Raw genomic sequence first — 22,859 nt, 5'->3', positions numbered from 1 at the left:
ATGATCGAGCTCATCCAGGACTATTGGCTCTACTTCCTGGTCGGCCAGTACCCCAAGGGGCCGCTGGGCGGGCTGGCGCTGACCCTGCTGCTGGCTTCACTGGGCCTGGTGCTGGCCTTTCCCATCGGCGTCGCCCTCGCGCTGGCTCGGGTGAGCCCCTTGCGAGCGTTGCGCTGGCCGGCCATGGGCCTGGTCTACGTGGTGCGCGGCACGCCGCTGTTGATGGTGGTGTTCTGGGCCTACTTCCTGATCCCGAGCCTCACGGGCGTGAAGACCAACCAGTTCGCCACCATGCTGGCGGCGCTCGTTGTCTTCGACGGCGCCTACCTGGCGGAGATCATGCGCGCCGGCATCCAGGGCCTGCCCAGAGGGCAGATGGAGAGCGCGCGCTCCTGCGGGCTGTCGTGGCTGCAGGCGATGCGGCTGGTGATCCTGCCGCAGGCGCTGCGCAACATGCTGCCGTCCTTGATCAACCAGTTCGTCTCGACGATCAAGGAGACCTCGCTGGGCTACGTGGTGAGCCTGGCCGAGGTGTCCTTCATCGCCTCGCAGATCAGCGCGCAGGTGCTCACGCAGCCGGCCGAGATCTACGGCGTGCTGGCGCTGACCTACTTCATCCTGTGCTTCGGCCTTTCGCGCTGGGCCTTCTGGCTCGAGCGTCGGCTGGCCCGCCGCCGCACGGCTGTGCCGGCGGCCGAACAACCCCCGGTGCCCGCCGCATGATCGAACTGCAGTCCGTCAACAAATGGTTCGGCGACTACCACGCGTTGGTCGATATCACCGGCCAGGTCGCTAAGGCCGAGGTGGTGGTGGTCTGCGGGCCGTCCGGCTCGGGCAAGTCCACGCTGATCCGCACCCTCAATCGCCTGGAGCCGATCCGCTCGGGCCGCATCACGATCGGCGGGCAGGACATCCACGCGCCCGGGCTGGACATCAACGAGTTCCGCTCGCACATCGGCTTCGTGTTCCAGCAGTTCAACCTCTTCCCGCACTTGTCGGCGCTCGGCAACTGCACGTTGGCGCCGATCCAGCTGCGCAAGCTGAAGCCTTCGCAGGCGCGCGAGCGTGCGATGGCGCTGCTCGAGCGCGTGGGCCTGGCCCACAAGGCTCACGCGATGCCGCATGAGCTGTCGGGCGGCCAGCAGCAGCGGGTGGCGATTGCCCGTGCGCTGGCCATGCAGCCTCCGTTGATGCTTTTCGACGAGCCCACGAGCGCGCTCGACCCCGAAATGGTGGGCGAGGTGCTGCTCGTCATGCGCGACCTGGCGCGCGACGGCATGACGATGGTCTGTGTCACCCACGAGATGGGCTTCGCTCGCGAGGTGGCCGATCGCGTCTGGTTCATGGACGCGGGCCAGGTGCTGGAGCAGGCGACGCCGTCGGACTTTTTCAACCGCCCGCAGCATCCGCGGGCGCAGAAGTTCCTGTCGGATATCCGCTCGCCGTTTCAGTGAGCCCGGTCGGAGGCTACTCCGCCGAGGGCACGTCCATGTCGCCGCGGAACTCGATCTTGCCGCGCAGGCGGGCCCGCGGATGGATGTCGATGAGGGCGTCGTAGAGCGCGTCGCCGAGGAGGGTGGACGAGCCGGTGAGCTCCAGCGTCTTGCGGGCGATGACGGTGCCGCGCACCTTGCCTTCGATCAGGACGTGGTCGGCCTCGATGGTGGTGCCTTCGACGACGCCGGTCGCGCCGACGTGCACGGTGCCGCCGGTCTCGAAGCGGATGTCGCCCTTGAGCCAGCCGTCGACCTTCAGGCCCAGGTCGACCTTGGCGCTGAAGGTGCCCTCGAACTGCGCGCCTTCGGCGACCAGGCTCGAGATGTTGTTCAGCTGCTCGGCCGGCACCAGACGGGCCGGTGCGCGGTGGTTGTCAGAGCCGTTCACGTCAGGGTTCTCCTCGCGGGGTAGGGCCAGGGGCGGAGGGCGATTTTGCCTGAGCGCCTGCGGCGGCGGCAGGCCCGTTCACCAATGTTTGCAGCCGGGCGGGCAGGGGGTGTTCGCGCCACCACAGGGCCCAGGACAGCTCGACCAGGATCAGCAGGGGCAGCGTCCACAGGCTGAGCTTGTAGAGCCCGAAGACGACCCAGCGCGCACGCAGCCGCCTTCGCGCGACCTGGGTGTTGCGCTGCGCCGATCGGGCCAGCGCCGCGCGGCGGAGCTCCTCGCTGGTGGCGACCACCGGGCTCGCCTTCGGCGCGCTGCCGTCCTCAGCGGACGGGTCGGCCGGCATCGCCCTCGGGGCGCACGCGCTCCAATTGGGCGTTCAGGTCGGCGCCGTTGACCTGAAGGTGCGTGTAGCGGATGCGGCCAGAGACGCTGGCCGTGTCGTGGAGCGAGACCCGGCCGCCAGCGGCGTCCAGCGTGCCGACGGCCTGGCCGAGCACCGAGATGTTGCGGGCGCGGATGTCGCCCACGACCGTGCCCGTCTGGGTGATGGTCACGTGGCCGGTGCCGCCTTGCAGCTCGACGTCGCCCTGCACTTCGCCGGCGATGGTGAGCGAGCCTTCGATGCGCGCGCTGCCGACGAACGACAGGCTTTCGCCGATCGTGGACACGCGCGAGGCGCTTTCGGCGGAGGGCATCACCGCCTGCATGCGCGGCAGCAGCGTGGGAACGCGCTCGACCTCGGGCATCGGCTGCCCCATGGGGACATGCACCTGGACTTCCGGCGCGCTGGGCTCGCCGGTGCTCTGGTCAGGATTGACGTCGGACGGCAGGGGGGACTCGTCGTCGTGGGCCATGGTCGAAGGGTCGCGCAGAGGGGGAATCCGGATCTGTCAGTCGCCGTGCAGGATGGGCAGCGACTGGCCATGGCGCAGGGTACGGAAGGGCCCCTGCAGGACCGCTCCATCATACATGCGCAGTTTTGCGGCGATCAGCGTGCCGGTGCTGACGCCGCTGCTGGCCACATAGGCCGTGCCCTGGCATTCGATCTCGGTTCCTTCGTCGACATCGTCCTCGGTTTCGGTGGCTTCGCCCAGCTGGCCCAGGAGGTACAGGTCGCCGAGGATCCGAAAGCGCCCAATGAGGCGCGCGTCGTGCCAGACGACCAGGCGCCCGGCAATTTCGCCCACGCCTTGCAGCGTGCCCTGCAGCAGCACGCCGCCCTTGAAGAGGAAGTCGCCGGCCAGCACCGTGTCCGCCGCGATGCGGTTGACGATGTTCATCCTGACCGGGTCGATGACCAGCGTGTCCTGCGTCTTGTCGAGCAATCCTCGGCCCTCGTTTGACTAATCCGGCGTCAGCGCGCGAAGCGCTCGAACAGCCACCACAGCAATGCGCTCCACAGCGCCAGGATTCCCACCAGGGCCAGCACCATCAGCCGGCGCCGGGCCCGGGCCAGTGCATGGGTGGACACCGGCTGGCCAAGTCCCGCGTCGCCTTGCAGCGGCGAGACCAGGCCCCGTGCGGCGTGGCCCAGCAGCTCGGCCTGCGCCTCGAGCAGATGCAGGCGCAGGCCGCGCGCCGGCTCGCGCCGGATGCCTGTGCTCGGCCCCATCTCGACGACGACGGGTTCGCCCACCACCTGCTCGGTGAAATAGCGATCGATCGCCTCGCGGTCCTGCATGGCGTGAATTATGGGCGATGGTTACGCGCCTCCCTACCTTGTACGACGCTGCGCCTTGCCTGCATCCGTGGCCCGCTGCTAGGATGCGCCCTCGCATTCGCGTACCTTCCTGCCTTCTTCCGATGAAGCCCTCCCTCGCCATCAACCGACGCTGCTGCGGTCACCGACCGGCAGTCGCGTTCGTCGTCATGGCGGGAGTGATCCCGCACTAGCGGCACTCGGCTTTTCGCCCTGCAGTTCGGGCGTTCCGCCGGGTCCCCTCGGCGGAAGAACCGGAAACGGCCCCCTCCCTCTTTCGCTGCCTTTTGCTCTCGCGGGCCTTGCCTTACCCAGGCGAGGCGCCCGCCGTGGCCGAGAAAGTCGATCGACCCATGAGGTCCTGGATCCAAGACATGAAGAGCCGGCTGCGGCTGGCACCTGACGACCTCCTGCGCGGCGCGGTCTACCGCCGCCTGTGGACGTCCATCCTGATCAGCTCCCTGGGCGGACAGGTGACGATGCTCGCGCTGCCCCTGACGGCGGCCGTCCTTCTGCAGGCCACGCCGACGCAGATGGGCCGGCTGACGGCGATGGAGATCTTGCCGTTCATCCTGTTCTCGCTGCCGGGCGGCGTGTGGCTGGATCGCGTGCGCAAGCTGCCCGTCTACGTGGCGGGCGAGACCCTGCTGGCCTTCACCGTGGCGAGCGTGCCTCTGGCGTGGTGGCTGGGATGCCTGGCCATGCCCTGGCTGTACGCCGTGGCCTTCACCATCGGCACGGTCTACACGGTCGCGGGATCGGCCGCGCAGGTGGTGCTGACCCAGGTGGTCCCACGGGACAGGCTGGTCGAGGCGCATGCGAAGAACGCCCTGGCGAGTTCCGGTGCGGAGGTCGCCGGGCCGGGCGTGGCGGGTGCCCTCATCCGGCTGCTGGGGGCCCCGGTGGCGCTGCTGGTCGATGCCGTCGGACTGGTGAGCTCGGCACTGATCCTGCGGGGCATCCATGTCGTCGAGCGGCCGCAGGCGAAGGCAGGTGCCTCGGCCTTCTGGGCCGATCTGGTGGCGGGCCTGCGCTTCGTGGTCCACCAGCGATTGCTCGTCGCGCTGGCGGTATGCGTCGGGGCGCTTCAGATGTGCCACCACGCGGCGCTGGTGGTGCAGATCCTGTTCGCCACGCGCGTTCTCGGCATGGGCGAACAGGCCGTGGGCATGAGCTATGTGGGCCTCGGTGCGGGCACGGTACTGGCAAGCCTCCTCGGCGACCGCATCAGCCGGCGCGTCGGCCCCGGGCCTTGCCTGGTGCTGGGCTTCGCGATCAGTGGCAGTGGCTGGGCGCTGCTGTCGGTGGCACCGGCGGGGCCGGTCGGCGTCGCGGCCTTCGTCGCGATGCTGTGCCTGTTCGGCCTGGGCGCTGTGCTGGTGTTCATCAACTTCCTGGCCTTGCGCCAGGCCGTGACGCCGGCACCCATGCTGGGTCGCATGACCAGCACGATGCGGTGGCTGACGTTGCTGCCCGCCGGGCCGGGCGCGCTGCTCGGGGGCTGGCTGGGCGACCACGTCGGACTGCGCGCGGCGCTGGCCTTCTCGGGTGTGACCGCGCTGCTCTTGTCGCTGGTCGCGTGGCGCTGGGCGACCATCCGCGGCGTGCGCAGCCTGCCCCAGCCATCGCGTGTCCAGGGCGCCGAGAGCCTGGCCGAAGGCACGGTGTGATGGAGGCCGGCCGGGCTTGGCCCGGCCGGCCCGGTTTCAGGCTGGCTGCAGCCTGTACAGCACGCCGGCATTGCCCACGCCGCCGCTCTGGTTGGTGCCGTAGAGCCAGCCGTCCGCGCCGAGGCGCAATGCGCCGACCGGCGTGGCCCCCCCGGCGCCGGTGCCGTCGAAGCGGTGGATGAGCGTCACCTTGCCCTTGCGGCTCATGCGGAAGACCGTGCCGTAGCTCTGGGGGGCATGCCCGCCTTCGACGGTGGTGCCGTACAGCACACCGTCGGGCCCTTCCACCAGCGCGCAGCGCGGATAGGCGCCATCGTTGTCACCGCCTGCGAAGTGATGCAGCGTGGTGAACTTGCCCTGGGCCGTGAGCCGATAGGCCACGCCTCGGCTGAAGGCGCCGCCGCCGGAGGTGATGCCGTAGAAGTGGCCGTCGCTGGCCAGCAGCAGCGAGCCCCCCGGGCCGCTGCCGTCCCACGGATGGTCGAGCGCCTTGACGACCTCGAAGCCGCTGCCATCGGTGTTCATCCTGAAGAGGGTTCCCTTGTTGCCGGCCCCGCCGAAGGGGTTGGTGCCCCAGAGGCGCCCGTCCGGGCCGAACACCAGCGCCGATTCGCAGCCGCTGCCGTCGGTGTCGTTGTTGAAACGGTGGAGCTCCTTGAGCTTGCCGGTGCCGGCGTTGAAGCGGAACACGGAGGCCCGAGTGGTGCCGTAGAAGACGCCGGGCTTGCCCTCGACGAGCGAGCCCTGCGGCGAGAACAGGTTGCTGTCGGCGAGGAACTCGCAGCGCATTTCCACCTGCTCGTACGGGTCCATCGTGTAGATCGTGCCGCGGAACTCGGCGCCGCCGAAGGAGCTGGTGCCCCACAGCATGCCGTCGTGTCCCATGACGAGGCCGGACTCCGGAGCCGAAGGGCCGCTGTCGCTGTAGGCGAAGTTCTGCACGACGGCGAAGCTGCCGTCCTCGGGCGACCAGCGGTAGAGCGTGCCCAGCCCTTGCTCGCCGCCGGCCGCATGGATGCCGTACAGCATGCCATTGGTGCCGAAGGTCGGGCTGCCCACGGCGCGGGAGCCTTGGTCCCAGGTGAAGCCGTGCAGGGCCTCGAAGGTCCAGCCGGCGGCGGTCTGGCGGGCATGGGCGAGACGGGGCAGGGCCAGGGCGCCGCTGGCGCAGGCCATACCGAGAAGCGCTTGGCGGCGAGAGATGGGACGGGCAGCGTGCATGGGTGCCTCCTTGGACAGGGTGGGCGCCATGCTGGGCAACTCGACACTCGCCATCCATCCCTAACCGAACCTGCAACCTGGGGCGGTTGACGAAGCACTCACCGTTGAATATGATGATCGTCATATAACGACGTTTCACATGAGCCGCACGCCCAACGCCCGCAAGGAAGAGACCCACGAGCGGATCCTCGAGGTCGCTTCACAGGCCCTTCGCCAGCAGGGATACGACGGGGTCGGCGTCGCCGACGTGATGAAGAAGGCCGGTCTCACCCACGGCGGCTTCTATGCCCACTTCGGCTCGCGAGAAGTCCTGCTGGCAGAGGCGCTGGAGCGCGCGGGGCGCGACAGCCTCGCCGCCGTGGGGCGCGCTGCCGCGGCCGGGACAGAGCAGGGGGCGAGCGCCTTTCGCGCCTTGGTGGAGGCCTACCTCGACCCCGCTCATGCCGATGCGCCGGCGTCCGGTTGCCCGGTGGCCGCCCTGGGCTCCGAGATGGCGCGGCAGTCGCCGGCACTGCGCCAGGCCTCGGCGGCACGCGTACAGGCGCTGGTCGGCGCCGTGCGCGCGACCCTCCCGCGCGGAGGACGGTCCGCGGCGCTCGCCGTGGCCAGCACCCTGGTCGGGGCTCTGCAGCTGGCGCGTGCGTTGGGCGATGGGGCAGAAGGCCGCGCAGCGCTGGCCGCTGCCCGCAAGGCGCTCATCCAGCAATACGACGAGCCCTACGCCACGCCCCCCTGAGATCTCGTGAGTTCCTTCCCGTCGTTCCGTTCGCCCATGAATATGATAAGCGTCATATTCCTTCATTCACCTCAACCTGGAGATCTTCATGAACATCGACAACGCCGTGGCCCTCGTCACCGGTGCCAACCGCGGCCTGGGCCTGGCCTTCACTCGCGAATTGCTGGCCCGCGGCGCGCGCAAGGTCTACGCGGCGGCACGTGATCCGGCGTCCATCACCCTGCCTGGCGTCGTGCCGCTGAAGTTGGACGTGACGAGGCCGGAGGAGGTGGCGGCCGTGGCCGCGCGGGCGGGTGACGTGACCCTGCTGGTCAACAACGCTGGCGTAGCGCACGTCGGCTCCTTCATGGCCGAAGACAGCGAAGAGGTCGCGCGTCGCCAGTTCGAGACGAACTTCTTCGGCATGCTGCGGATGAGCAAGGCGTTCGCCCCCGCACTCGCCGCCCAGGGCGGCGGGGCGATCGTCAATGTGCTGTCCATCGTCTCGTGGATCAACGGCGGCCAGCTGGCGGCCTACGCGGCCAGCAAGTCGGCAGCATGGTCGCTCACCAACGCCTTGAGACATGAACTGTCGGCGCAGAAGACGCAAGTGCTGGCGTTGCACATGGGCTTCGTCGACACGGACCTGGTGAGGGCGATGGACGTGCAGAAGACCAGCCCCGAGCTCATCGTGCAACGAGCCCTCGACGGCCTGGAGTCGGGCCTGGACGAGGTGCTGGCCGACGAGGTGACGCAGCAGGTCAAGCTGGGCTTGTCGGCACAGGCGGCGAGCTACCTCCCGCAGCGGGGCTGAGCTCAGTCCGGAGCGAAGCGGTCGATGGCGTCGGTGATGATGCCGTCGAGGCCCAGTGCCCACAGCGCCTCGGCTGCACGCGGTTCGTTGACCGTGTAGACCAGCGCTCGCAGACCCGCCGCCCGTAGCGTGTTGAACAGCGTGGCGTCCATCAGCCTGTGGTTGGTGATGGCGGCGACGCAGTCCAGTTGCCGGGCCACGTCGAGCCAGCCGGGCCAGTCCTTGTCGACCAGCAGGGCTCGCTGCAGCTGCGGTGCCACTTCACGGGCCCCGGCGAGTGCCTCGGGACGAAAGGACGACAACAAGGGAGGCCTGTCGCTGCCTGCCCAGAGCCGCTCCACCTCGGCCGCCACCACCCGGCCGGTGCGCTCCTCGTCGCCTTCGGTCGGCTTGATCTCCAGATCCAGCCAGTGGCCGTTGCCGCGCATCCAGGCCGCGACCGCTGCCAGGCTCGCGGGCGGCTCGCCCGCATACGCCGGGCTGTGCCAGCTGCCGGCGTCCAACAGGGACAACTCGCTCCACGATCGATCCGCGGCACGACCGGTGGCGTTGGTGGTTCGCTCCAGCGTGCTGTCATGCAGCAGGAAGGGCACGCCATCCGCCGAAAGCTTCACGTCGCATTCGAAGGCCCGGTAGCCGTGCGAAGCGCCGAGGCGGAAGGCCGCCATCGTGTTCTCGGGCGCCAGCTTGCCGGCGCCGCGGTGGGCTATCCAGCGCGGATGGGGCCAATCGGGCAGGGCAGGGGACGTCATCCCACGCGGCGGCCGCTGCCGCGGTCGAACCAGTGCAGGTGATCCGGCGATGCGGCCAGCGCCAGGCGCTCGCCGACGACGGGCGCGCGATCGGTGCTGGGGATCCGCAGCGTGAAGGCGGCACTGCCCAGGCGGCCATGAACCAGGCGCTCGGCCCCCAGCATTTCGACCAGCTCGACCTGCAACGCCCAGCGGCCCTCGGGCCGGATCTCGGCATGCTCGGGTCGCAGGCCGAGCGTGAGCGGCCCCGCCTGGGGCGCGGGCCGAGGCAGGGGCAGCACGACATCGCCCAGCGCGAACCCATCGGGCCTCGCCTCGCCGGTCAACAGGTTCATGGGCGGCGAGCCGATGAAGCTGGCGACGAAGGTGGTGGCCGGGCGGGCGTAGACCTCCTCCGGCGTGCCCACCTGCTCCATCACGCCGGCGTTCATCACGATCATGCGATGGGCCAGCGTCATGGCCTCGACCTGGTCGTGGGTGACGAAAAGCGAAGTCACCTTCAGCTCGGCATGCAGCTTCTGGATCTCGAGCCGCGTCTGGGCTCGCAGCTTGGCATCCAGGTTGGACAACGGTTCGTCGAAGAGGAAGACCTGGGGCTGGCGCACGATCGCGCGGCCCATCGCCACGCGCTGGCGCTGCCCGCCGGAGAGCTGGCGCGGCTTGCGGTCCAGCAGGTGGCCCAGCTCCAGGATGCGCGCGGCCTTCTTCACCCGCTCGTCAATGTCGGCCTTGGGGCGCTTGGCGATCTTCAGCCCGTAGGCCATGTTGTCGTAGACGCTCATGTGGGGGTAGAGCGCGTAGTTCTGGAAGACCATCGCGATGTCGCGTTCCGCCGGCTCCAGCCGGTTGACCACCCGCGGACCGATGGCGATCTCGCCGCCGGTGATCTCTTCCAGCCCTGCCACCATGCGCAGCAGCGTGCTCTTGCCGCAGCCGGAGGGGCCGACGATGACGATGAACTCGCCGTCGGTGATCTCGGCATTGACCCCGTGGATCACCTTGTTGGCATGGGCGCCGTGACCGTAGGTCTTCTCGACGTTGCGAAGCGAAATGCTGGCCATGGGGTTGTGCGTTCTATTTTTCGGCGTCGACGAGGCCCTTGACGAACCACTTCTGCATCAGCAGCACCACGAGCGCAGGCGGCAGCATGGCCAGCATCGCCGTGGCCATCACCAGCGGCCACTCGGTCAGCGCATCGCCGCCGACGATCATGCGCTTGATGCCGATGACCGTCGTGTACATCGACTCGTCGGTGGTGATGAGCAGGGGCCAGAGGTACTGGTTCCAGCCGTAGATGAACTGGATGACGAACAGCGCCGCGACGGACGTGGCCGACAGCGGCAGCAGCACGTCGAAGAAGAAGCGCATCGGGCCGGCGCCGTCGATGCGCGCGGCTTCGGTGAGCTCGTCCGGCACCGTCATGAAGAACTGGCGGAACAGGAAGGTGGCGGTGGCCGAGGCGATGAGCGGCAGCGTCAGGCCGACGTAGGAGTTCAGCATCGACAGGTCCGACACCACCTTGAAGGTCGGGATGATGCGCACCTCCACCGGCAGCATGAGGGTGACGAAGATCATCCAGAAGAAGGTGCGCCGCAGCGGGAAGCGGAAGTAGACGATGGCGAAGGAAGCGATGATCGAGATGGCGATCTTGCCGATCGCGATCATCAGCGCCATGGCCAGGCTGTTGAGCATCATGCGGCCCACCGGAGCGCCGGCCCCGCGGGTGGAGCCGCCCGTCAGCACCTGCACGTAGTTCTCGAGCAGGTGGCTGCCGGGCGTCATCGGCATGGGCACCGTGAGCACCTCGTCCAGCGTGCGCGTCGAGGCGACGAAGGTCACGTACAGCGGGAAGGCCACCACGGCCACCGCGGCGATCAGCAGCACGTGGGTGAGCAGGTCCAGGCCCTTGCGGTTCTCGATCATCCGGCCCTCACCCGTACTGCACCTTGCGCTCGACGAAGCGGAACTGGACCACCGTGAGCGCGATCACGATGATCATCAGGATCACCGACTGGGCCGACGAGCCGCCCAGGTCGGCCGACTTCACGCCGTCGGTGTAGACCTTGTAGACCAGGATGTTGGTGGCCTGGGCCGGGCCGCCGCCGGTGGTGGCATCGATCACGCCGAAGGTGTCGAAGAAGGCGTAGACGATGTTCACCACCAGCAGGAAGAAGGTGGTGGGCGACAGCAGCGGGAAGACGATGGTCCAGAAGCGCCGCACCGGGCCGGCGCCATCGATGGCCGCCGCTTCGATCAGTGACCGGGGGATGGCCTGCAACCCGGCGAGGAAGAACAGGAAGTTGTAGCTGATCTGCTTCCAGGTCGCGGCCATGACGACCAGCAGCATGGCCTGGTCGCCGCGCAGCACCCAGTTCCAGTCGACGCCCAGCTGGCGAAGGACGTAGCTCACGACGCCGATCGACGGCGCGAACATGAAGGCCCACAGCACCCCGGCCACCGCCGGGGCCACGGCGTACGGCCAGATCAGCAGCGTGCGGTAGACCATCGTGCCGCGGGTCACGCGGTGCGCCAGCACGGCCAGGCCGAGCGAGATCGCGATGCCTAGAGAGGCGACGAGCACGCTGAACAAGGCGGTGGTCTGAAACGAGGCCAGGTAGGCCCCGTCATGCACCAGCGCGGCAAAGTTGGTCAGGCCCGCGAACTCGGTGCTCTCGCCGAACGGGTCCTGCAGCTGGAACGAGTACCAGAGCGCCTGCAGCGCCGGCCAGAAGAAGAAGACCAGCGTCACCGCGATCTGCGGCAGCACCAGCACGTACGGCAGCCAGCGGCTGCCGAAGGCCACGCGTTGACCCATGGGAGGCGCCCGGCGCTAGCGGCTCATTCCTTGGCCGTGGCCTCGAAGCGGCGCAGCAGTTCGTTGCCACGGCGCGTGGCATCGTCCATCGCCGCCTGGGCCGACTTCTTGCCCGCGAAGACGGCTTCCATCTCTTCTTCGATGACCTCGCGGCCCTGCACATAGTTGCCGAAGCGCAGGCCCTTGGAGTTGGCGGTCGGCGGCTTGTTGTTCAGCTGGCGAACGGCGATGTCGGCGCCCGGCACCTTGTCGTAGTAGCCGGCCTTGCGGGCGGCATCGTAGGCGGCGACGGTGATGGGCACATAGCCGGTGTCCTCGTGCCATTTGGCCTGCAGGTCGGTCCTGGACAGGTAGTTCAGGAACTGCGCGGCGCCCTTGTACTCGGCCGCCGACTTCTTGCCCATCACCCACAGGCTGGCGCCGCCGATGATCGAGTTCTGCGGCGCGCCGGCGATCTCGTCGTGGTAGGGCAGCATGTTCACGGAGAAGGCGAACTTGGCGTTCTTGCGGATGTTGGCCTGCGCTCCGGAGCTGGAGGTCAGCATCGCGCACTCGCCGCTGAAGAACTTGGCCTCGGCCTCGTTCTTGCGGCCCGCGTAGGTGAACCAGCCGTTCTTGGCGAAGTCGGCCAGCATCTGCACGTGCGCCACGTGGGCCGGCGAGTTGATCTTGAACTCGGTCTTCAGGCCGCCGATGCCGTTCTCCAGCGTGGCGATGGGCAGGTTGTGCCAGGCGCTGAAGTTCTCCACGTGCACCCAGGCCGGCCAGCCGGTGGTGTAGACGCAGGCCTGGCCGCTGGCCTTGAGCTTGCCCGCGACGATGCCGAACTCCTTCCAGGTGGCGGGCGCCTTGGGCTCCAGGCCGGCCTTCTTGAAGGCATCCTGGTTGATGTAGAACACCGGCGTCGAGGAGTTGAACGGCATCGACAGCATGTTGCCCTTGCGGTCGGTGTAGTAGCCGGCCACCGCCGGCAGGTAGACCTTGGAGTCGAAGGGCTGGCCGGCCTCCTTCATCAACTGCTGGACCGGCTTGATCGCGCCCTGGGCCGACATCATCGTGGCCGTGCCCACTTCGAACACCTGCACGATCGTCGGCGGGTTGCCGGCGCGATAGGCGGCGATGGCCGCGGTCATGGTCTCGGGGTAGCTGCCCTTGTAGACGGGCACGACCTTGTAGGCCGATTGCGAGGAGTTGAAGCCGTTGGCAATCTCGGTGACTCGCTCGCCGAGCGCGCCGGTCATCGCATGCCACCACTGCACCTCGACCTGTGCTCGAGCAGATCCGGTGGCCGCGATCAGGGTGGTCGCGAGGGTGGCGGCAAGCAGTGGACGCATGGGGTCTCCGGGGGTTGAGGACACGAACCGAGCCCGGCAGTGTGGCCGGCCCGTGTGACAGTCCGGTTTCTGTCACAAGCCCCTGCGCCGTGGCACTAGGGCAAGCCCTCGCGAGTCCCTGGACCGCGTCGGCCCGGCGTCCGCGACGGACGGCTCCGATCGGGCGCCGCATCGATGCCGGCGCACAAGCCCCGCAAGCCCAGGGCCCGGGCAGCCCTGCGGTAACATGAGGCCTGCGTCATACCCTGGCGCTCCCGCGTGATTTCCACTCTCGGCGGGACAGGCCCACCGAAGGCCTTGCCGCCGGCTCGCCCCAGGCCGATGAACGCTCCCATCCCCCTGAATCTGCATGCGAATGAGCTGCAGAACACCGCCGCCGCGGCCCCGCGGCTGCGGGAGATTCCGTACAACTACACCTCGCTGTCCGACCGCGAGATCGTCCTGCGCCTGCTGGGCCCGCGCGCCTGGGGCGTCCTGGATCGCCTGCGCGAGGAGCGCCGGACCGGCCGCTCCGCCCGCATGCTCTACGAGGTGCTGGGCGACATCTGGGTCGTCCAGCGCAATCCGTACCTCGAAGACGACCTGCTCGACAACCCGAAGCGCCGCCACCTGCTGATCAGTGCGTTGCACCATCGGTTGACCGAGATCGAGAAGCGAAGGACGCCGGGCGACGACGCCGAGCGCGATGTCTTCGTCGGCGAGCTGCTGGAGTCGGCACGCGGCGCCGTCGAGCGTTTTGCCGGGCGTTTCGCCGAGGTGGCGGCCCTGCGCCAGCGCACCCGCAAGGCCCTTGGCCGGCACACCGCCAAGGACAACATCAAGTTCGACGGCCTGTCGCGCGTCTCGCACGTGACCGATGCCACCGACTGGCGCGTCGAGTACCCCTTCGTCGTCCTCACGCCCGACTCCGAGGCCGAGATGGCCGGCCTGGTCAAGGCCTGCATCGAGCTGGACCTGACCATCATCCCGCGCGGCGGCGGCACCGGCTACACCGGCGGCGCGGTGCCGCTGACCTGGAAGAGCGCCGTCATCAATACCGAGAAGCTCGAGGCGATGACCGAGGTCGAGATGGTCGCGCTCCCCGGGCTGGAGCGGCCGGTCGCGACGATATGGACCGAGGCCGGCGTCGTCACCCAGCGGGTGGCCGATGCCGCCGAGCGCGGCAACCACGTCTTCGCCGTCGACCCCACCTCGGCCGAAGCCAGCTGCATCGGCGGCAACATCGCCATGAACGCCGGCGGCAAGAAGGCCGTGCTGTGGGGCACCGCGCTGGACAACCTGGCCAGCTGGCGCATGGTGACGCCCGAGGCCACGTGGCTCGAGGTGGTCCGCCTGAACCACAACCTCGGCAAGATCCACGACGTGGAGGTGGCCAGCTTCGAGCTGCGCCATTACGACGCCTCGGGCAAGAAGCTGGAGCGCACCGAAAGGCTGGACATCCCGGGCCGCGTCTTCCGCAAGGAGGGCCTCGGCAAGGACGTGACCGACAAGTTCCTCGCCGGCCTGCCGGGCGTGCAGAAGGAAGGCTGCGACGGCCTCATCACCTCGGCGCGCTGGATCGTGCACCGCATGCCGGCGCACACGCGCACGGTGTGCCTGGAGTTCTTCGGCAACCCGAGGGAGTGCGTTCCGTCCATCGTCGAGATCAAGGACTTCATGTTCGCCGAGGCCAAGCGCGAGGGTGGCGCCATCCTGGCCGGCCTGGAGCACCTCGACGACCGCTACCTCAAGGCGGTGGGCTACACCACCAAGAGCAAGCGCGGCACGCTGCCCAAGATGGTGCTGGTGGGCGACATCGTCGGCGACGACCCTGACGCCGTCGCCCGCGCCACCAGCGAGGTCATCCGGCTGGCCAACGGCCGCTCGGGCGAGGGCTTCGTGGCGGTTTCGGCCGATGCGCGCAAGAAGTTCTGGCTGGACCGCAAGCGCACCGCGGCCATCAGCAAGCACACCAACGCCTTCAAGATCAACGAAGACGTGGTGATTCCGCTGGAGCGCATGGGCGAGTACACGCTGGGCATAGAGCGCATCAACATCGAGCTCAGCCTCCACAACAAGCTGGCGCTGCTCGACGGGCTCGAGGCCTTCTTCCTCAAGGGCAACCTGCCGCTGGGCAAGACGGACGACGCCGGCGAGATCCCCAGCGCCGAGCTGCTGGAAGACCGGGTGCAACAGGCGCTGGCGCTGGTGCGTGATGTGCGCGGGCTGTGGCAGGGCTGGCTGCAGGGCCTGGACATCGTCCAGCCGGACGACCAGCGCAGCTATTTCGACCAGATCCAGGACGGCTCGCTGCGCGCGTCGTGGAAGCGCCAGGTGCTCGCGAGCCTGCAGGGCATCTTTGCCGGTGCCGCCTTCACGCCCATCGTCGAGGAATGCAAGCGCATCCACCAGCAGGTGCTCAAGGGCCGCGTCTGGGTGGCGCTGCACATGCACGCCGGCGACGGCAACGTGCACACCAACATCCCGGTCAATTCCGACAACTACGAGATGCTGCAGACAGCGCACGGGGCCGTCGCGCGCATCATGGTGCTGGCCCGTTCGCTGGACGGCGTGATCTCGGGCGAGCACGGCATCGGCATCACCAAGCTCGAGTTCCTCACCGACGACGAGATCGGCGGCTTCGCGGCCTACAAGTCGCGCGTCGACCCGCAGGGGCGCTTCAACAAGGGCAAGCTGCTGCGCGGCCAGGCCCTGGCCGCGCTAGGCGATGCCGACGTGCACGAGGCCGACCTCAGCCACGCCTACACCCCCAGCTTCGGCCTGATGGGCCACGAGTCGCTCATCATGCAGCAGAGCGACATCGGCGAGATCGCCAACTCGGTCAAGGATTGCCTGCGTTGCGGCAAGTGCAAGCCGGTCTGCGCCACCCACGTGCCGCGCGCCAACCTGCTGTACAGCCCGCGCAACAAGATCCTCGCCACCTCGCTGCTGGTCGAGGCCTTCCTCTACGAGGAGCAGACGCGCCGCGGCGTGTCCATCCAGCACTGGGAGGAGTTCGAGGACGTGGCCGACCACTGCACGGTCTGCCACAAGTGCGCCTCGCCCTGCCCGGTGAAGATCGACTTCGGCGACGTGTCGATGAACATGCGCAACCTCCTGCGCAAGATGGGGCAGAAGAGCTTCCGGCCGGGCAATGCCGCGGCGATGTTCATGCTCAACGCGACCAACCCGCAGACCATCAAGCTGGCCCGCATGGCCATGGTCGACGTGGGCATGAAGGCGCAGCGCATCGCCCACGACGTGCTCAAGCTCGCCGCCCGCAAGCAGTCCAGCGCGCCGCCGGCCACGGTGGGGGCCGCCCCGATCAGGGAGCAGGTGATCCACTTCATCAACAAGAAGATGCCCGGCGGCCTGCCCAAGAAGACGGCACGCGCGCTGCTGGACATCGAGGACAAGAACTACGTCCCCATCATCCGCGACCCGGCCTCCACGACGCCCGAGACGGAGGCGGTGTTCTACTTCCCCGGCTGCGGCTCGGAGCGCCTGTTCAGCCAGGTGGGACTGGCCACCCAGGCCATGCTCTGGCAGGCGGGCGTGCAGACGGTGCTGCCGCCGGGCTACCTGTGCTGCGGCTACCCGCAGCGCGGCTCCGGCCAGTACGACAAGGCCGAGAAGATCATCACCGACAACCGGGTGCTCTTCCACCGCGTGGCCAACACGCTGAACTACCTCGACATCAAGACGGTGGTCGTCTCCTGCGGCACCTGCTACGACCAGCTGCAGGGCTACAAGTTCGAGGACATCTTCCCGGGCTGCCGCATCGTCGACATCCACGAGTTCCTGCTCGAGAAGGGCATCACGCTGCCTGATGCCGGCAGCGGTGGCGCCACCTACCTCTACCACGACCCCTGCCACAGCCCGATGAAGCTGCAGGAGCCGATGAAGACCGTCCGGGCCCTGATCGGCGCGGGCGTGGTCAAGAGCGAACGCTGCTGCGGCGAATCCGGCACGCTGGGCGTGTCGCGACCCGACATCTCCACGCAGGTGCGCTTCCGCAAGGAAGAGGAGATCCGCAAGGCCGAGGCCGAGCTGCGCGGCAGCGGAGCGCTGGGCCCCAAGGAGGATCTCAAGATCCTGACCTCCTGCCCCAGCTGCCTGCAGGGCCTGTCGCGCTACGAGGGCGACCTGCAGAACGGCCTGCTGGAGGCCGACTACATCGTGGTCGAGATGGCGCGCAAGATCCTGGGCGAGAACTGGATGGTCGACTACGTGGCCCGCGCCAACGCCGGCGGCATCGAGCGGGTGCTGGTATGAGCTGCGAGCTGTGCTCTGCCACCGGCTCGACGGCCTGGATCGAGGTGGCGGCCGACGATCGCCTGCGCATCCTGCGGGTGCTGGATGCGCCGGACTATCCGGCGTTCTACCGGGTGGTCTGGCGGACGCACGTGGCGGAGTTCACCGATCTGTCGCTTCCCGATCGCCTGTATTGCATGGAGGCGGTCGCCGGGGTCGAACAGGTTCTGCGCGAAGCGCTGGCTCCGACCAAGATCAACCTCGCGTCGCTGGGCAACGCCGTGCCGCATCTGCACTGGCACGTCATCGCACGTTTCGCGGATGACAGCCACTTCCCGCAACCCATCTGGGGCGTGCGCCAGCGCGATCCGGCGCCACCTGCCGGCGAACGCCTCGCGAAGCCAATGAGGATGGTTGATCAGTCCGTGCAGGCGATGCTCGCGGGTTTGCCGGCGCGCTTGGTTAGGATCGGGTCATCCGCTCATCCAACGCCCGCACCATGATTCGTGTCGCCCGTGCCCTGCTAGCCCTGACCGTGGCCATCGGCCTGTCTGCCTGCGGGGGCTCGGACGGCAGTCCCGATCTCGGCAGCGATGCCAGCCTGGCCGTCACCAATTCGTCGCCCGAGACGGTGAACGCCGGCGAAACCATCACCTTCACGATCACGGTCACCAACTCCGGTCCGGCCGCGGCCAGCGACGTGACGCTGGTGCACCATCTGAGCGGCGCGCCGGCCATCGGGTCCATCACTTGTGCGTCGACCGGCGGCGCTGCCTGCCCGGCGGCGCTGGGCGAGTCGATGTCGCTCGCCAGCTTCCCCGTCGGGGGCGGCCTCGTGTTCACGATCGAGGTGCCCGGTGCCGCCGACATCATCGGTCCCGTGACCAGCGCCATGATCGTCGAGGCCGCGGCCGACACCGACCACAGCGACAACACCGGAGAGTCGACGACGATTGCCGAGGATCTGCGCAACGGCGACTACACCGTCTACGCAAGCAACGGCCGCCAGTACGTCCTGACGCTGGACTTCAACAACAAGTCCTGGGCCATGGAGGGCCAGCAGGTCGTGCAGGCCGGCACTTTCGCCCTCGACGCCAACGGCGTCGACTACGTCATCGCCGGCGCCTCGAAGTTCCGCCTGAACAGCGAAGGCTTGATCGTCGGAGGCTTCGACTTCAATCTCACCGGCAGCACGCACATCTATGACCACGGCGTGCGCCCCTTCGTGGCCTCGCGCACCTTCACCACCGAGTACGCCCCGCTGGTCGGCACGAATTTCAATCTGCTCGGCATCAATCTGCGCCGCAACGACAGCCTCGAATCGGTGGTCACGCCTGCCACCTTCGGCAACGGCGTGCTTCAGGTGTGCCTGGCACCCGTCCCGGTGACGGTGGCCCTGTGTCCCACCCAGGCGCTGGCCAGCTACACCCTGGCCGTGGTGGGCACCGAGATCCGGGGGGTCGACTCGGTGCACGACGATGCGATCCACTTCCGCCTCGCTCGCTCAGGTTCGTCTTACATCCTGTTGCGCTCGGAGGATGCTGCTGACGAGTCGGGCCGGCAGTTCCGCGTGGGACTGGTCGACACCAGTGGCCTGGCGGGTGGCACCTTTGCCGTCAGCAGTACCCGCGCGCTCTGGGGCACGAGCACTCTGACCGACAGCCATTACGCCTTCAGCGGCACGGCGACGGACGGCACGACCGTGAACGAGACGTCCGAACTCAGCGCCTTGACCAATGCCGGGCCCGCCGGCCTTCGCCGCGGCGATCGCTCCACCGATTCCGCGCCTATCTTCGTGGCGCAGAACGACCCGCTGATGGTGATGCTGGGGGTGGCCGACGGTGCTGCCGAAGGCACGCTCGACATCGGCCTGCGCTGACTTACCCGGGAGAGGAACGCCATGGCCCATCCGCAGCCGACCGCCCTGACCGTCCACCAGGCCTCGCGCCAGCTGGAAATCACCTTTGACGACGGCCGCTCGTTCCGCATTCCCTTCGAGCTGATGCGCGTCTATTCGCCTTCGGCCGAAGTGCAGGGCCACGGCCCCGGACAGGAGGTCCTGCAGACCGGCAAGCGTGACGTGGGCATCGAATCGATCGAGGCGGTCGGCCACTACGCGGTGCAACCCCGCTTCTCCGACGGCCACGACAGTGGCATCTTCACCTGGGAATACCTCTACCGCCTGGGCGCGGAGCAGGCGGAATATTGGCAGCGCTACGAGCGAAGGCTGAAGGAAGCCGGCTTGGAACGCGATTTGCCGATGCCCGTCAAGGCGGGTGGCGCTTGCGGCCACCATCATTGAGGGGCCCCGGCAGGGGAGCGAAGAACACATGACCCAAACGCATTTCGGTTACCAGAGCGTCGACGAGGCCGAAAAAGCCCGTCGCGTCAAAGGCGTGTTCGATTCCGTCGCGTCGAAGTACGACGTGATGAACGACCTGATGTCGCTCGGGATGCACCGGGCATGGAAGGCCTACACCGTCGCGGTGGCCAACCTGCACGAGGGCGACCGGGTGCTGGACATCGCCGGCGGCACGGGCGATCTGGCGCGGGCCTTTGCGCGACGGGTGGGTGCCAGCGGCCAGGTGGTCCATACCGACATCAACGAAGCCATGCTGCGCACCGGCCGCGATCGCCTGCTCGACGACGGCCTGGCGCTGCCGACCACGATCTGCGACGCCGAGCGCCTGCCCTTTCGCAGCGGCAGCTTCGACCTGGTCAGCGTCGCTTTCGGGCTGCGCAACATGACCCACAAGGAACAGGCCCTGGCTGAAATGGGCCGCGTGCTGCGAGAAGGCGGGCGGCTGCTGGTGCTGGAGTTTTCCAAGGTGGCCGAGCCGCTGCGCAAACCCTACGACTGGTACTCGTTCCAGGTCCTGCCCAAGCTGGGCCGGCTGGTGGCGGGCGATGCCGAAAGCTATCGCTACCTGGCTGAATCGATCCGCATGCACCCGGACCAGGCCACGCTCAAGGCCATGATGAAGGCGGCGGGCTTCGGCCACGTCGATGTCCACAACCTAACAGGCGGCGTGGTGGCCCTACACGTCGGCATCAAGTGCTGAGCCGACGTGCGGGCCGGCTGCTGTTCCACCCGGCATGGTGGCAGGGCCTGAGCCTTGTGGCCGGCTTCGTCCCCAGCGAGATGACCGGCCTGCCGACCGCCGTCGAGCCGGCGCTGGCCATCTGGCTGGTGGTCTGGCAGGCGGCGCGCCAGGCGTATCCCTCGCTGAATCCGATTTCCCTCCTCAGGCGCCTGCGCTTCATCGGCCAGGCTTGGCGTCGCCGCCGTGAATGGCGGGCGTTGCGCAACGTGTCCCCGGGCTCGCAACTGGCGGCGGTGATGGCCGCCCGCAGGGGCTTGGTCCACCTCATCGCCTGGCCGTATCTGCACCGCGCCTGGTCGGTTCGCCAGCGGGTGGACACGGTGGTTTCGCACTACCGGCAGATCGATGCCGCCCGCTGGCTGCAGGTGCCGCTGGGCACGCGCAGGGTGCTGGCCACGCTCGGCGAGCCCGACGCCGGCATCACCCTGCAGATCGACCAGCCGGACTGGCTGGCGCAGGAAGGCGAGCTGGCGCTGAGCCTTTTCGACGGTGACCTGCGCCTGTATTCGGTGGCCTTCTCGATCGGCCAGCGCAAGGGGCGCCCGGTGGTCTACATCGGCGCCATCCAGGGCCGCTCCGTGGAGGGTGCCAGCGAGCGCTACGCCGAGTTGACACATCGCTTCCACGGTTGCCGCCCGCGCGACCTGCTGCTGCTGGCCCTGTTCATGCTGGCCGCGGAGCTCGGCATCGAGCACGCCTACGGCATCTGCGATTACTACCGGCATTTCCGCCAGCCGCGCCTGCTGGCACGGCTGGACAAGAACATCAAGACCGCGGACTACGACGAGATCTGGCGCGACCGCGGTGGCGTCGAGACGGTGGATGGCTTCTACGAGATGGCCACCTGCTTCACGCCGCGCCCCCTGGACGACGTCCCGGCCAAGAAGCGGGCCATGTACCGGCGCCGGTACGAGATGCTCGGGGGCCTGCGTGAGGGCCTGCACAATCGGGCCCTGGCCAACCGGCTGCCCGATCAACTGATCCGCACCCCCGCCCGGTGACCCGCCGGGTCACCGCTCGATGCCCACCGTCCTTCTCACCGGTGCCGCCGGCTACATCGGCTCGCACACTTGGCTGGCGCTGCAAAGCGCCGGCTTCGAGGTCGTCGGCCTCGACGATTTTTCCAACAGCTCCGCCAGGGTGCTGGATCGGCTGAAAGAGCTGGGCGGCCGCACGCCGGTCTTCGAACGCGCCAGCGTCACCGACGCAGCCGCCCTCGACGGTGTGTTTTCCCGCCATCGCATCGATGCGGTGGTGCATTTCGCGGCTTTCAAGGCCGTCGGCGAGTCCACCGCCCAGCCGCTGAGCTACTACGCCAACAACGTCGGCGGCCTGGTGTCCACCTGCGAAGCGATGCGTCGCCATGGCGTCAAGACCATGGTGTTCAGCTCCAGCGCCACCGTGTACGGCGAACCGAAGTACCTGCCCTACGACGAGGTCCATCCGCTGGCCGCCATGAACGTCTACGGCCGCACCAAGCTGTTCGGAGAACAGATCCTGCGGGACCTGGAGGCGTCCGATCCGGCGTGGAAGGTCGCCTGGCTGCGCTACTTCAACCCGGTGGGCGCGCACGAGAGCGGGCGCATCGGCGAGGACCCGCGGGGCACCCCCAACAACCTCATGCCCTATGTCACCCAGGTGGCGGTGGGGCGGCGGGAATTTCTGCAGGTCTTCGGCGGCGACTACGACACGCCCGACGGCACGGGGGTGCGCGACTACCTGCACGTGATGGACCTGGCCGAGGGCCACGTGGCGGCTCTTCGCCACTTGCTGGAGCAACGGGCCTCGGCCACGGTGAACCTGGGCACGGGGTCGGGGACCAGCGTGCTGCAGCTCGTGGCAGCCTTCGAACGGGCCAGCGGCCGGCCGATTCCCTACCGCATCGTCGAGCGCCGCCCCGGCGACCTGCCGGCCTTCTGGGCCGACGCCACGCTGGCGCGTGAGCTCCTGGGCTGGCAGGCCCGGCGCGACCTGGCGGCCATGTGCGCCGACAGCTGGCGCTGGCAAAGCCGCAACCCGACAGGCTATGACTGAGGGCCGCGGGGGCCCCTCCTACAATCCCCGGTCATGGCAAACCCTGTGACCGACCTGCTGCTGCCCGCGGCGACCGAGCGCTTCATCCTTCTGGCCAACCATGTGCTGTCCAGCTCGCCGGCGGCCACCGAGCGGCTGAAGCCCCATCTCGGCCGCCGCCTGCGCATCGAGGTCGAGAACTGGCGTGTTCCGCTGCCACCGCCGCCGCCCCTGACGTTGCGCATCACGCCGGCCGGCCTCTTCGAATCCGCCGCCGAAGGCGAGGCAGGGGCCGAAGGCGCGCCGGAGTTGCGTCTGAGAGTCGATGCCGCGCATCCCTTCGAAGCCGCCCGGCGTGTGGCCACGGGCGAGCTGCCCGCGCTGCAGATCGAAGGCGACGTCGCCTTCGCGGCCGACGTGAGCTGGGTCGTGGCGAACGTTCGCTGGGACATCCCGGCCGACCTCGAGCGGGTCTTCGGCCCTCTGGTCGCCGGCGGCCTGGCCAACCTGGGCGACAAGGTGGCAGCCACCGCGAGAACGCTGGCCGAGGGCGCCGCGAGCGTCTGGCGCAAGCCCTAGACGCGCCGCACGGTCGCCTCCAT

24 protein-coding genes are annotated in these 22,859 nt (G+C 68.5%); 13 read left to right on the top strand and 11 right to left on the bottom strand.

Annotation, left to right across the window (positions count from 1 at the left end):
• Window positions 1–723 (top strand): amino acid ABC transporter permease, encoded by a 723-nt coding sequence (locus ACS5PM_RS22795; protein ID WP_439389996.1) that lies wholly within the window; start codon window positions 1–3, stop codon window positions 721–723.
• Window positions 720–1,454 (top strand): amino acid ABC transporter ATP-binding protein, encoded by a 735-nt coding sequence (locus ACS5PM_RS22790; RefSeq protein ID WP_439389995.1) that lies wholly within the window; start codon window positions 720–722, stop codon window positions 1,452–1,454. The genes ACS5PM_RS22795 and ACS5PM_RS22790 overlap by 4 nt, the downstream gene beginning before the upstream one ends.
• A gap of 13 nt (window positions 1,455–1,467) precedes the next feature.
• Here the strand turns inward: ACS5PM_RS22790 and ACS5PM_RS22785 are convergent, their stop codons facing one another.
• From ACS5PM_RS22785 to ACS5PM_RS22765, 5 genes are read right to left on the bottom strand one after another with little or no spacing between them, the layout of a single operon-like run.
• Window positions 1,468–1,884, bottom strand: a complete 417-nt coding sequence (locus ACS5PM_RS22785; protein ID WP_439389994.1) for a bactofilin family protein — start codon at window positions 1,882–1,884, stop codon at window positions 1,468–1,470.
• A 1-nt stretch (window position 1,885) separates the two neighbouring features.
• The gene (locus ACS5PM_RS22780; RefSeq protein ID WP_439389993.1) at window positions 1,886–2,230 is read right to left on the bottom strand and encodes a hypothetical protein; all 345 of its coding nucleotides are present in this window, start codon (window positions 2,228–2,230) and stop codon (window positions 1,886–1,888) included.
• On the bottom strand, window positions 2,208–2,741 hold the full coding sequence (locus tag ACS5PM_RS22775) for a bactofilin family protein (RefSeq protein WP_439389992.1): 534 nt from the start codon (window positions 2,739–2,741) through the stop codon (window positions 2,208–2,210). Before ACS5PM_RS22775 ends, ACS5PM_RS22780 begins: the two co-directional genes overlap by 23 nt.
• A gap of 36 nt (window positions 2,742–2,777) precedes the next feature.
• Window positions 2,778–3,212, bottom strand: coding sequence for a polymer-forming cytoskeletal protein (locus tag ACS5PM_RS22770; RefSeq protein WP_439389991.1), 435 nt, complete (start codon window positions 3,210–3,212; stop codon window positions 2,778–2,780).
• A 29-nt stretch (window positions 3,213–3,241) separates the two neighbouring features.
• The gene (locus ACS5PM_RS22765) at window positions 3,242–3,568 is read right to left on the bottom strand and encodes a hypothetical protein (protein ID WP_439389990.1); all 327 of its coding nucleotides are present in this window, start codon (window positions 3,566–3,568) and stop codon (window positions 3,242–3,244) included.
• Window positions 3,569–3,960: 392 nt separating this feature from the next.
• On the opposite strand from ACS5PM_RS22765, the gene ACS5PM_RS22760 reads away from it, so the two are divergent.
• Window positions 3,961–5,256 carry an MFS transporter gene (locus tag ACS5PM_RS22760; RefSeq protein WP_439389989.1) on the top strand — a complete coding sequence of 432 codons (1,296 nt, stop codon included), beginning with the start codon at window positions 3,961–3,963 and terminating at the stop codon, window positions 5,254–5,256.
• A gap of 36 nt (window positions 5,257–5,292) precedes the next feature.
• Here the strand turns inward: ACS5PM_RS22760 and ACS5PM_RS22755 are convergent, their stop codons facing one another.
• The gene (locus ACS5PM_RS22755; RefSeq protein ID WP_439389988.1) at window positions 5,293–6,477 is read right to left on the bottom strand and encodes a choice-of-anchor tandem repeat GloVer-containing protein; all 1,185 of its coding nucleotides are present in this window, start codon (window positions 6,475–6,477) and stop codon (window positions 5,293–5,295) included.
• Window positions 6,478–6,616: 139 nt separating this feature from the next.
• On the opposite strand from ACS5PM_RS22755, the gene ACS5PM_RS22750 reads away from it, so the two are divergent.
• Together ACS5PM_RS22750 and ACS5PM_RS22745 are read left to right on the top strand one after the other, a co-directional pair.
• A complete protein-coding gene (locus ACS5PM_RS22750) occupies window positions 6,617–7,213 on the top strand; it encodes a TetR/AcrR family transcriptional regulator (RefSeq protein WP_439389987.1) in 597 nt (198 codons plus the stop codon).
• 88 nt (window positions 7,214–7,301) lie between these two features.
• Window positions 7,302–8,006, top strand: a complete 705-nt coding sequence (locus tag ACS5PM_RS22745; protein ID WP_439389986.1) for an SDR family oxidoreductase — start codon at window positions 7,302–7,304, stop codon at window positions 8,004–8,006.
• Between the two features lie 2 nt (window positions 8,007–8,008).
• Here the strand turns inward: ACS5PM_RS22745 and ugpQ are convergent, their stop codons facing one another.
• The 5 genes from ugpQ to ugpB are packed head-to-tail and all read right to left on the bottom strand — an operon-like array spanning window position 8,009 to window position 12,907.
• Window positions 8,009–8,758 carry a glycerophosphodiester phosphodiesterase gene (gene ugpQ, locus ACS5PM_RS22740; protein ID WP_439389985.1) on the bottom strand — a complete coding sequence of 250 codons (750 nt, stop codon included), beginning with the start codon at window positions 8,756–8,758 and terminating at the stop codon, window positions 8,009–8,011.
• Window positions 8,755–9,819 carry a sn-glycerol-3-phosphate import ATP-binding protein UgpC gene (locus tag ACS5PM_RS22735; RefSeq protein WP_439389984.1) on the bottom strand — a complete coding sequence of 355 codons (1,065 nt, stop codon included), beginning with the start codon at window positions 9,817–9,819 and terminating at the stop codon, window positions 8,755–8,757. The genes ugpQ and ACS5PM_RS22735 overlap by 4 nt, the downstream gene beginning before the upstream one ends.
• 13 nt (window positions 9,820–9,832) lie before the next feature.
• Window positions 9,833–10,681 (bottom strand): sn-glycerol-3-phosphate ABC transporter permease UgpE, encoded by an 849-nt coding sequence (gene ugpE / locus ACS5PM_RS22730; protein WP_439389983.1) that lies wholly within the window; start codon window positions 10,679–10,681, stop codon window positions 9,833–9,835.
• Between the two features lie 7 nt (window positions 10,682–10,688).
• Entirely contained in the window at window positions 10,689–11,573 is an 885-nt protein-coding gene (gene ugpA / locus ACS5PM_RS22725; RefSeq protein WP_439389982.1) for a sn-glycerol-3-phosphate ABC transporter permease UgpA, read from the bottom strand.
• A 23-nt stretch (window positions 11,574–11,596) separates the two neighbouring features.
• Window positions 11,597–12,907 carry a sn-glycerol-3-phosphate ABC transporter substrate-binding protein UgpB gene (gene ugpB, locus ACS5PM_RS22720; protein ID WP_439389981.1) on the bottom strand — a complete coding sequence of 437 codons (1,311 nt, stop codon included), beginning with the start codon at window positions 12,905–12,907 and terminating at the stop codon, window positions 11,597–11,599.
• A 321-nt stretch (window positions 12,908–13,228) separates the two neighbouring features.
• Between ugpB and ACS5PM_RS22715 the strand changes: the two genes are divergently transcribed.
• From ACS5PM_RS22715 to ACS5PM_RS22680, 8 genes are read left to right on the top strand one after another with little or no spacing between them, the layout of a single operon-like run.
• The gene (locus ACS5PM_RS22715) at window positions 13,229–17,161 is read left to right on the top strand and encodes a DUF3683 domain-containing protein (protein ID WP_439389980.1); all 3,933 of its coding nucleotides are present in this window, start codon (window positions 13,229–13,231) and stop codon (window positions 17,159–17,161) included.
• Window positions 17,158–17,643 carry an HIT family protein gene (locus ACS5PM_RS22710; RefSeq protein ID WP_439389979.1) on the top strand — a complete coding sequence of 162 codons (486 nt, stop codon included), beginning with the start codon at window positions 17,158–17,160 and terminating at the stop codon, window positions 17,641–17,643. Before ACS5PM_RS22715 ends, ACS5PM_RS22710 begins: the two co-directional genes overlap by 4 nt.
• Complete coding sequence (locus ACS5PM_RS22705; RefSeq protein ID WP_439389978.1) at window positions 17,640–19,019, top strand: hypothetical protein; 1,380 nt, start codon at window positions 17,640–17,642, stop codon at window positions 19,017–19,019. The genes ACS5PM_RS22710 and ACS5PM_RS22705 overlap by 4 nt, the downstream gene beginning before the upstream one ends.
• Before the next feature lie 21 nt (window positions 19,020–19,040).
• Window positions 19,041–19,442: a gamma-butyrobetaine hydroxylase family protein gene (locus tag ACS5PM_RS22700; RefSeq protein ID WP_439389977.1), complete on the top strand. Its 402-nt coding sequence runs from the start codon at window positions 19,041–19,043 to the stop codon at window positions 19,440–19,442.
• A 28-nt stretch (window positions 19,443–19,470) separates the two neighbouring features.
• Window positions 19,471–20,202 carry a bifunctional demethylmenaquinone methyltransferase/2-methoxy-6-polyprenyl-1,4-benzoquinol methylase UbiE gene (gene ubiE, locus ACS5PM_RS22695; protein ID WP_439389976.1) on the top strand — a complete coding sequence of 244 codons (732 nt, stop codon included), beginning with the start codon at window positions 19,471–19,473 and terminating at the stop codon, window positions 20,200–20,202.
• Window positions 20,196–21,245 carry a DUF535 family protein gene (locus tag ACS5PM_RS22690; protein ID WP_439389975.1) on the top strand — a complete coding sequence of 350 codons (1,050 nt, stop codon included), beginning with the start codon at window positions 20,196–20,198 and terminating at the stop codon, window positions 21,243–21,245. The genes ubiE and ACS5PM_RS22690 overlap by 7 nt, the downstream gene beginning before the upstream one ends.
• 19 nt (window positions 21,246–21,264) lie before the next feature.
• The gene (gene galE / locus ACS5PM_RS22685; protein ID WP_439389974.1) at window positions 21,265–22,278 is read left to right on the top strand and encodes a UDP-glucose 4-epimerase GalE; all 1,014 of its coding nucleotides are present in this window, start codon (window positions 21,265–21,267) and stop codon (window positions 22,276–22,278) included.
• 33 nt (window positions 22,279–22,311) lie between these two features.
• Window positions 22,312–22,836 (top strand): hypothetical protein, encoded by a 525-nt coding sequence (locus tag ACS5PM_RS22680; RefSeq protein ID WP_439389973.1) that lies wholly within the window; start codon window positions 22,312–22,314, stop codon window positions 22,834–22,836.
• Window positions 22,837–22,859: the final 23 nt, after the last annotated feature.

The organism is Ideonella flava (assembly GCF_051857595.1).
Classification (GTDB): domain Bacteria; phylum Pseudomonadota; class Gammaproteobacteria; order Burkholderiales; family Burkholderiaceae_C; genus Ideonella.
The sequence above is the reverse complement of the archived record's forward strand: the minus strand, read 5'-3'. Positions and strand labels throughout refer to the sequence as shown.

Coding starts and splice junctions, on each gene's coding strand:
- ACS5PM_RS22795 (WP_439389996.1), top strand. CDS start 1: ATGATCGAGCTCATCCAGGACTATTGGCTCTACTTCCTGGTCGGCCAG.
- ACS5PM_RS22790 (WP_439389995.1), top strand. CDS start 720: ATGATCGAACTGCAGTCCGTCAACAAATGGTTCGGCGACTACCACGCG.
- ACS5PM_RS22780 (WP_439389993.1), bottom strand. CDS start 2,230: ATGCCGGCCGACCCGTCCGCTGAGGACGGCAGCGCGCCGAAGGCGAGC.
- ACS5PM_RS22775 (WP_439389992.1), bottom strand. CDS start 2,741: ATGGCCCACGACGACGAGTCCCCCCTGCCGTCCGACGTCAATCCTGAC.
- ACS5PM_RS22765 (WP_439389990.1), bottom strand. CDS start 3,568: ATGCAGGACCGCGAGGCGATCGATCGCTATTTCACCGAGCAGGTGGTG.
- ACS5PM_RS22760 (WP_439389989.1), top strand. CDS start 3,961: ATGAAGAGCCGGCTGCGGCTGGCACCTGACGACCTCCTGCGCGGCGCG.
- ACS5PM_RS22755 (WP_439389988.1), bottom strand. CDS start 6,477: ATGCACGCTGCCCGTCCCATCTCTCGCCGCCAAGCGCTTCTCGGTATG.
- ACS5PM_RS22750 (WP_439389987.1), top strand. CDS start 6,617: ATGAGCCGCACGCCCAACGCCCGCAAGGAAGAGACCCACGAGCGGATC.
- ACS5PM_RS22745 (WP_439389986.1), top strand. CDS start 7,302: ATGAACATCGACAACGCCGTGGCCCTCGTCACCGGTGCCAACCGCGGC.
- ugpQ (WP_439389985.1), bottom strand. CDS start 8,758: ATGACGTCCCCTGCCCTGCCCGATTGGCCCCATCCGCGCTGGATAGCC.
- ACS5PM_RS22735 (WP_439389984.1), bottom strand. CDS start 9,819: ATGGCCAGCATTTCGCTTCGCAACGTCGAGAAGACCTACGGTCACGGC.
- ugpE (WP_439389983.1), bottom strand. CDS start 10,681: ATGATCGAGAACCGCAAGGGCCTGGACCTGCTCACCCACGTGCTGCTG.
- ugpA (WP_439389982.1), bottom strand. CDS start 11,573: ATGGGTCAACGCGTGGCCTTCGGCAGCCGCTGGCTGCCGTACGTGCTG.
- ugpB (WP_439389981.1), bottom strand. CDS start 12,907: ATGCGTCCACTGCTTGCCGCCACCCTCGCGACCACCCTGATCGCGGCC.
- ACS5PM_RS22715 (WP_439389980.1), top strand. CDS start 13,229: ATGAACGCTCCCATCCCCCTGAATCTGCATGCGAATGAGCTGCAGAAC.
- ACS5PM_RS22710 (WP_439389979.1), top strand. CDS start 17,158: ATGAGCTGCGAGCTGTGCTCTGCCACCGGCTCGACGGCCTGGATCGAG.
- ACS5PM_RS22705 (WP_439389978.1), top strand. CDS start 17,640: ATGATTCGTGTCGCCCGTGCCCTGCTAGCCCTGACCGTGGCCATCGGC.
- ACS5PM_RS22700 (WP_439389977.1), top strand. CDS start 19,041: ATGGCCCATCCGCAGCCGACCGCCCTGACCGTCCACCAGGCCTCGCGC.
- ubiE (WP_439389976.1), top strand. CDS start 19,471: ATGACCCAAACGCATTTCGGTTACCAGAGCGTCGACGAGGCCGAAAAA.
- galE (WP_439389974.1), top strand. CDS start 21,265: ATGCCCACCGTCCTTCTCACCGGTGCCGCCGGCTACATCGGCTCGCAC.
- ACS5PM_RS22680 (WP_439389973.1), top strand. CDS start 22,312: ATGGCAAACCCTGTGACCGACCTGCTGCTGCCCGCGGCGACCGAGCGC.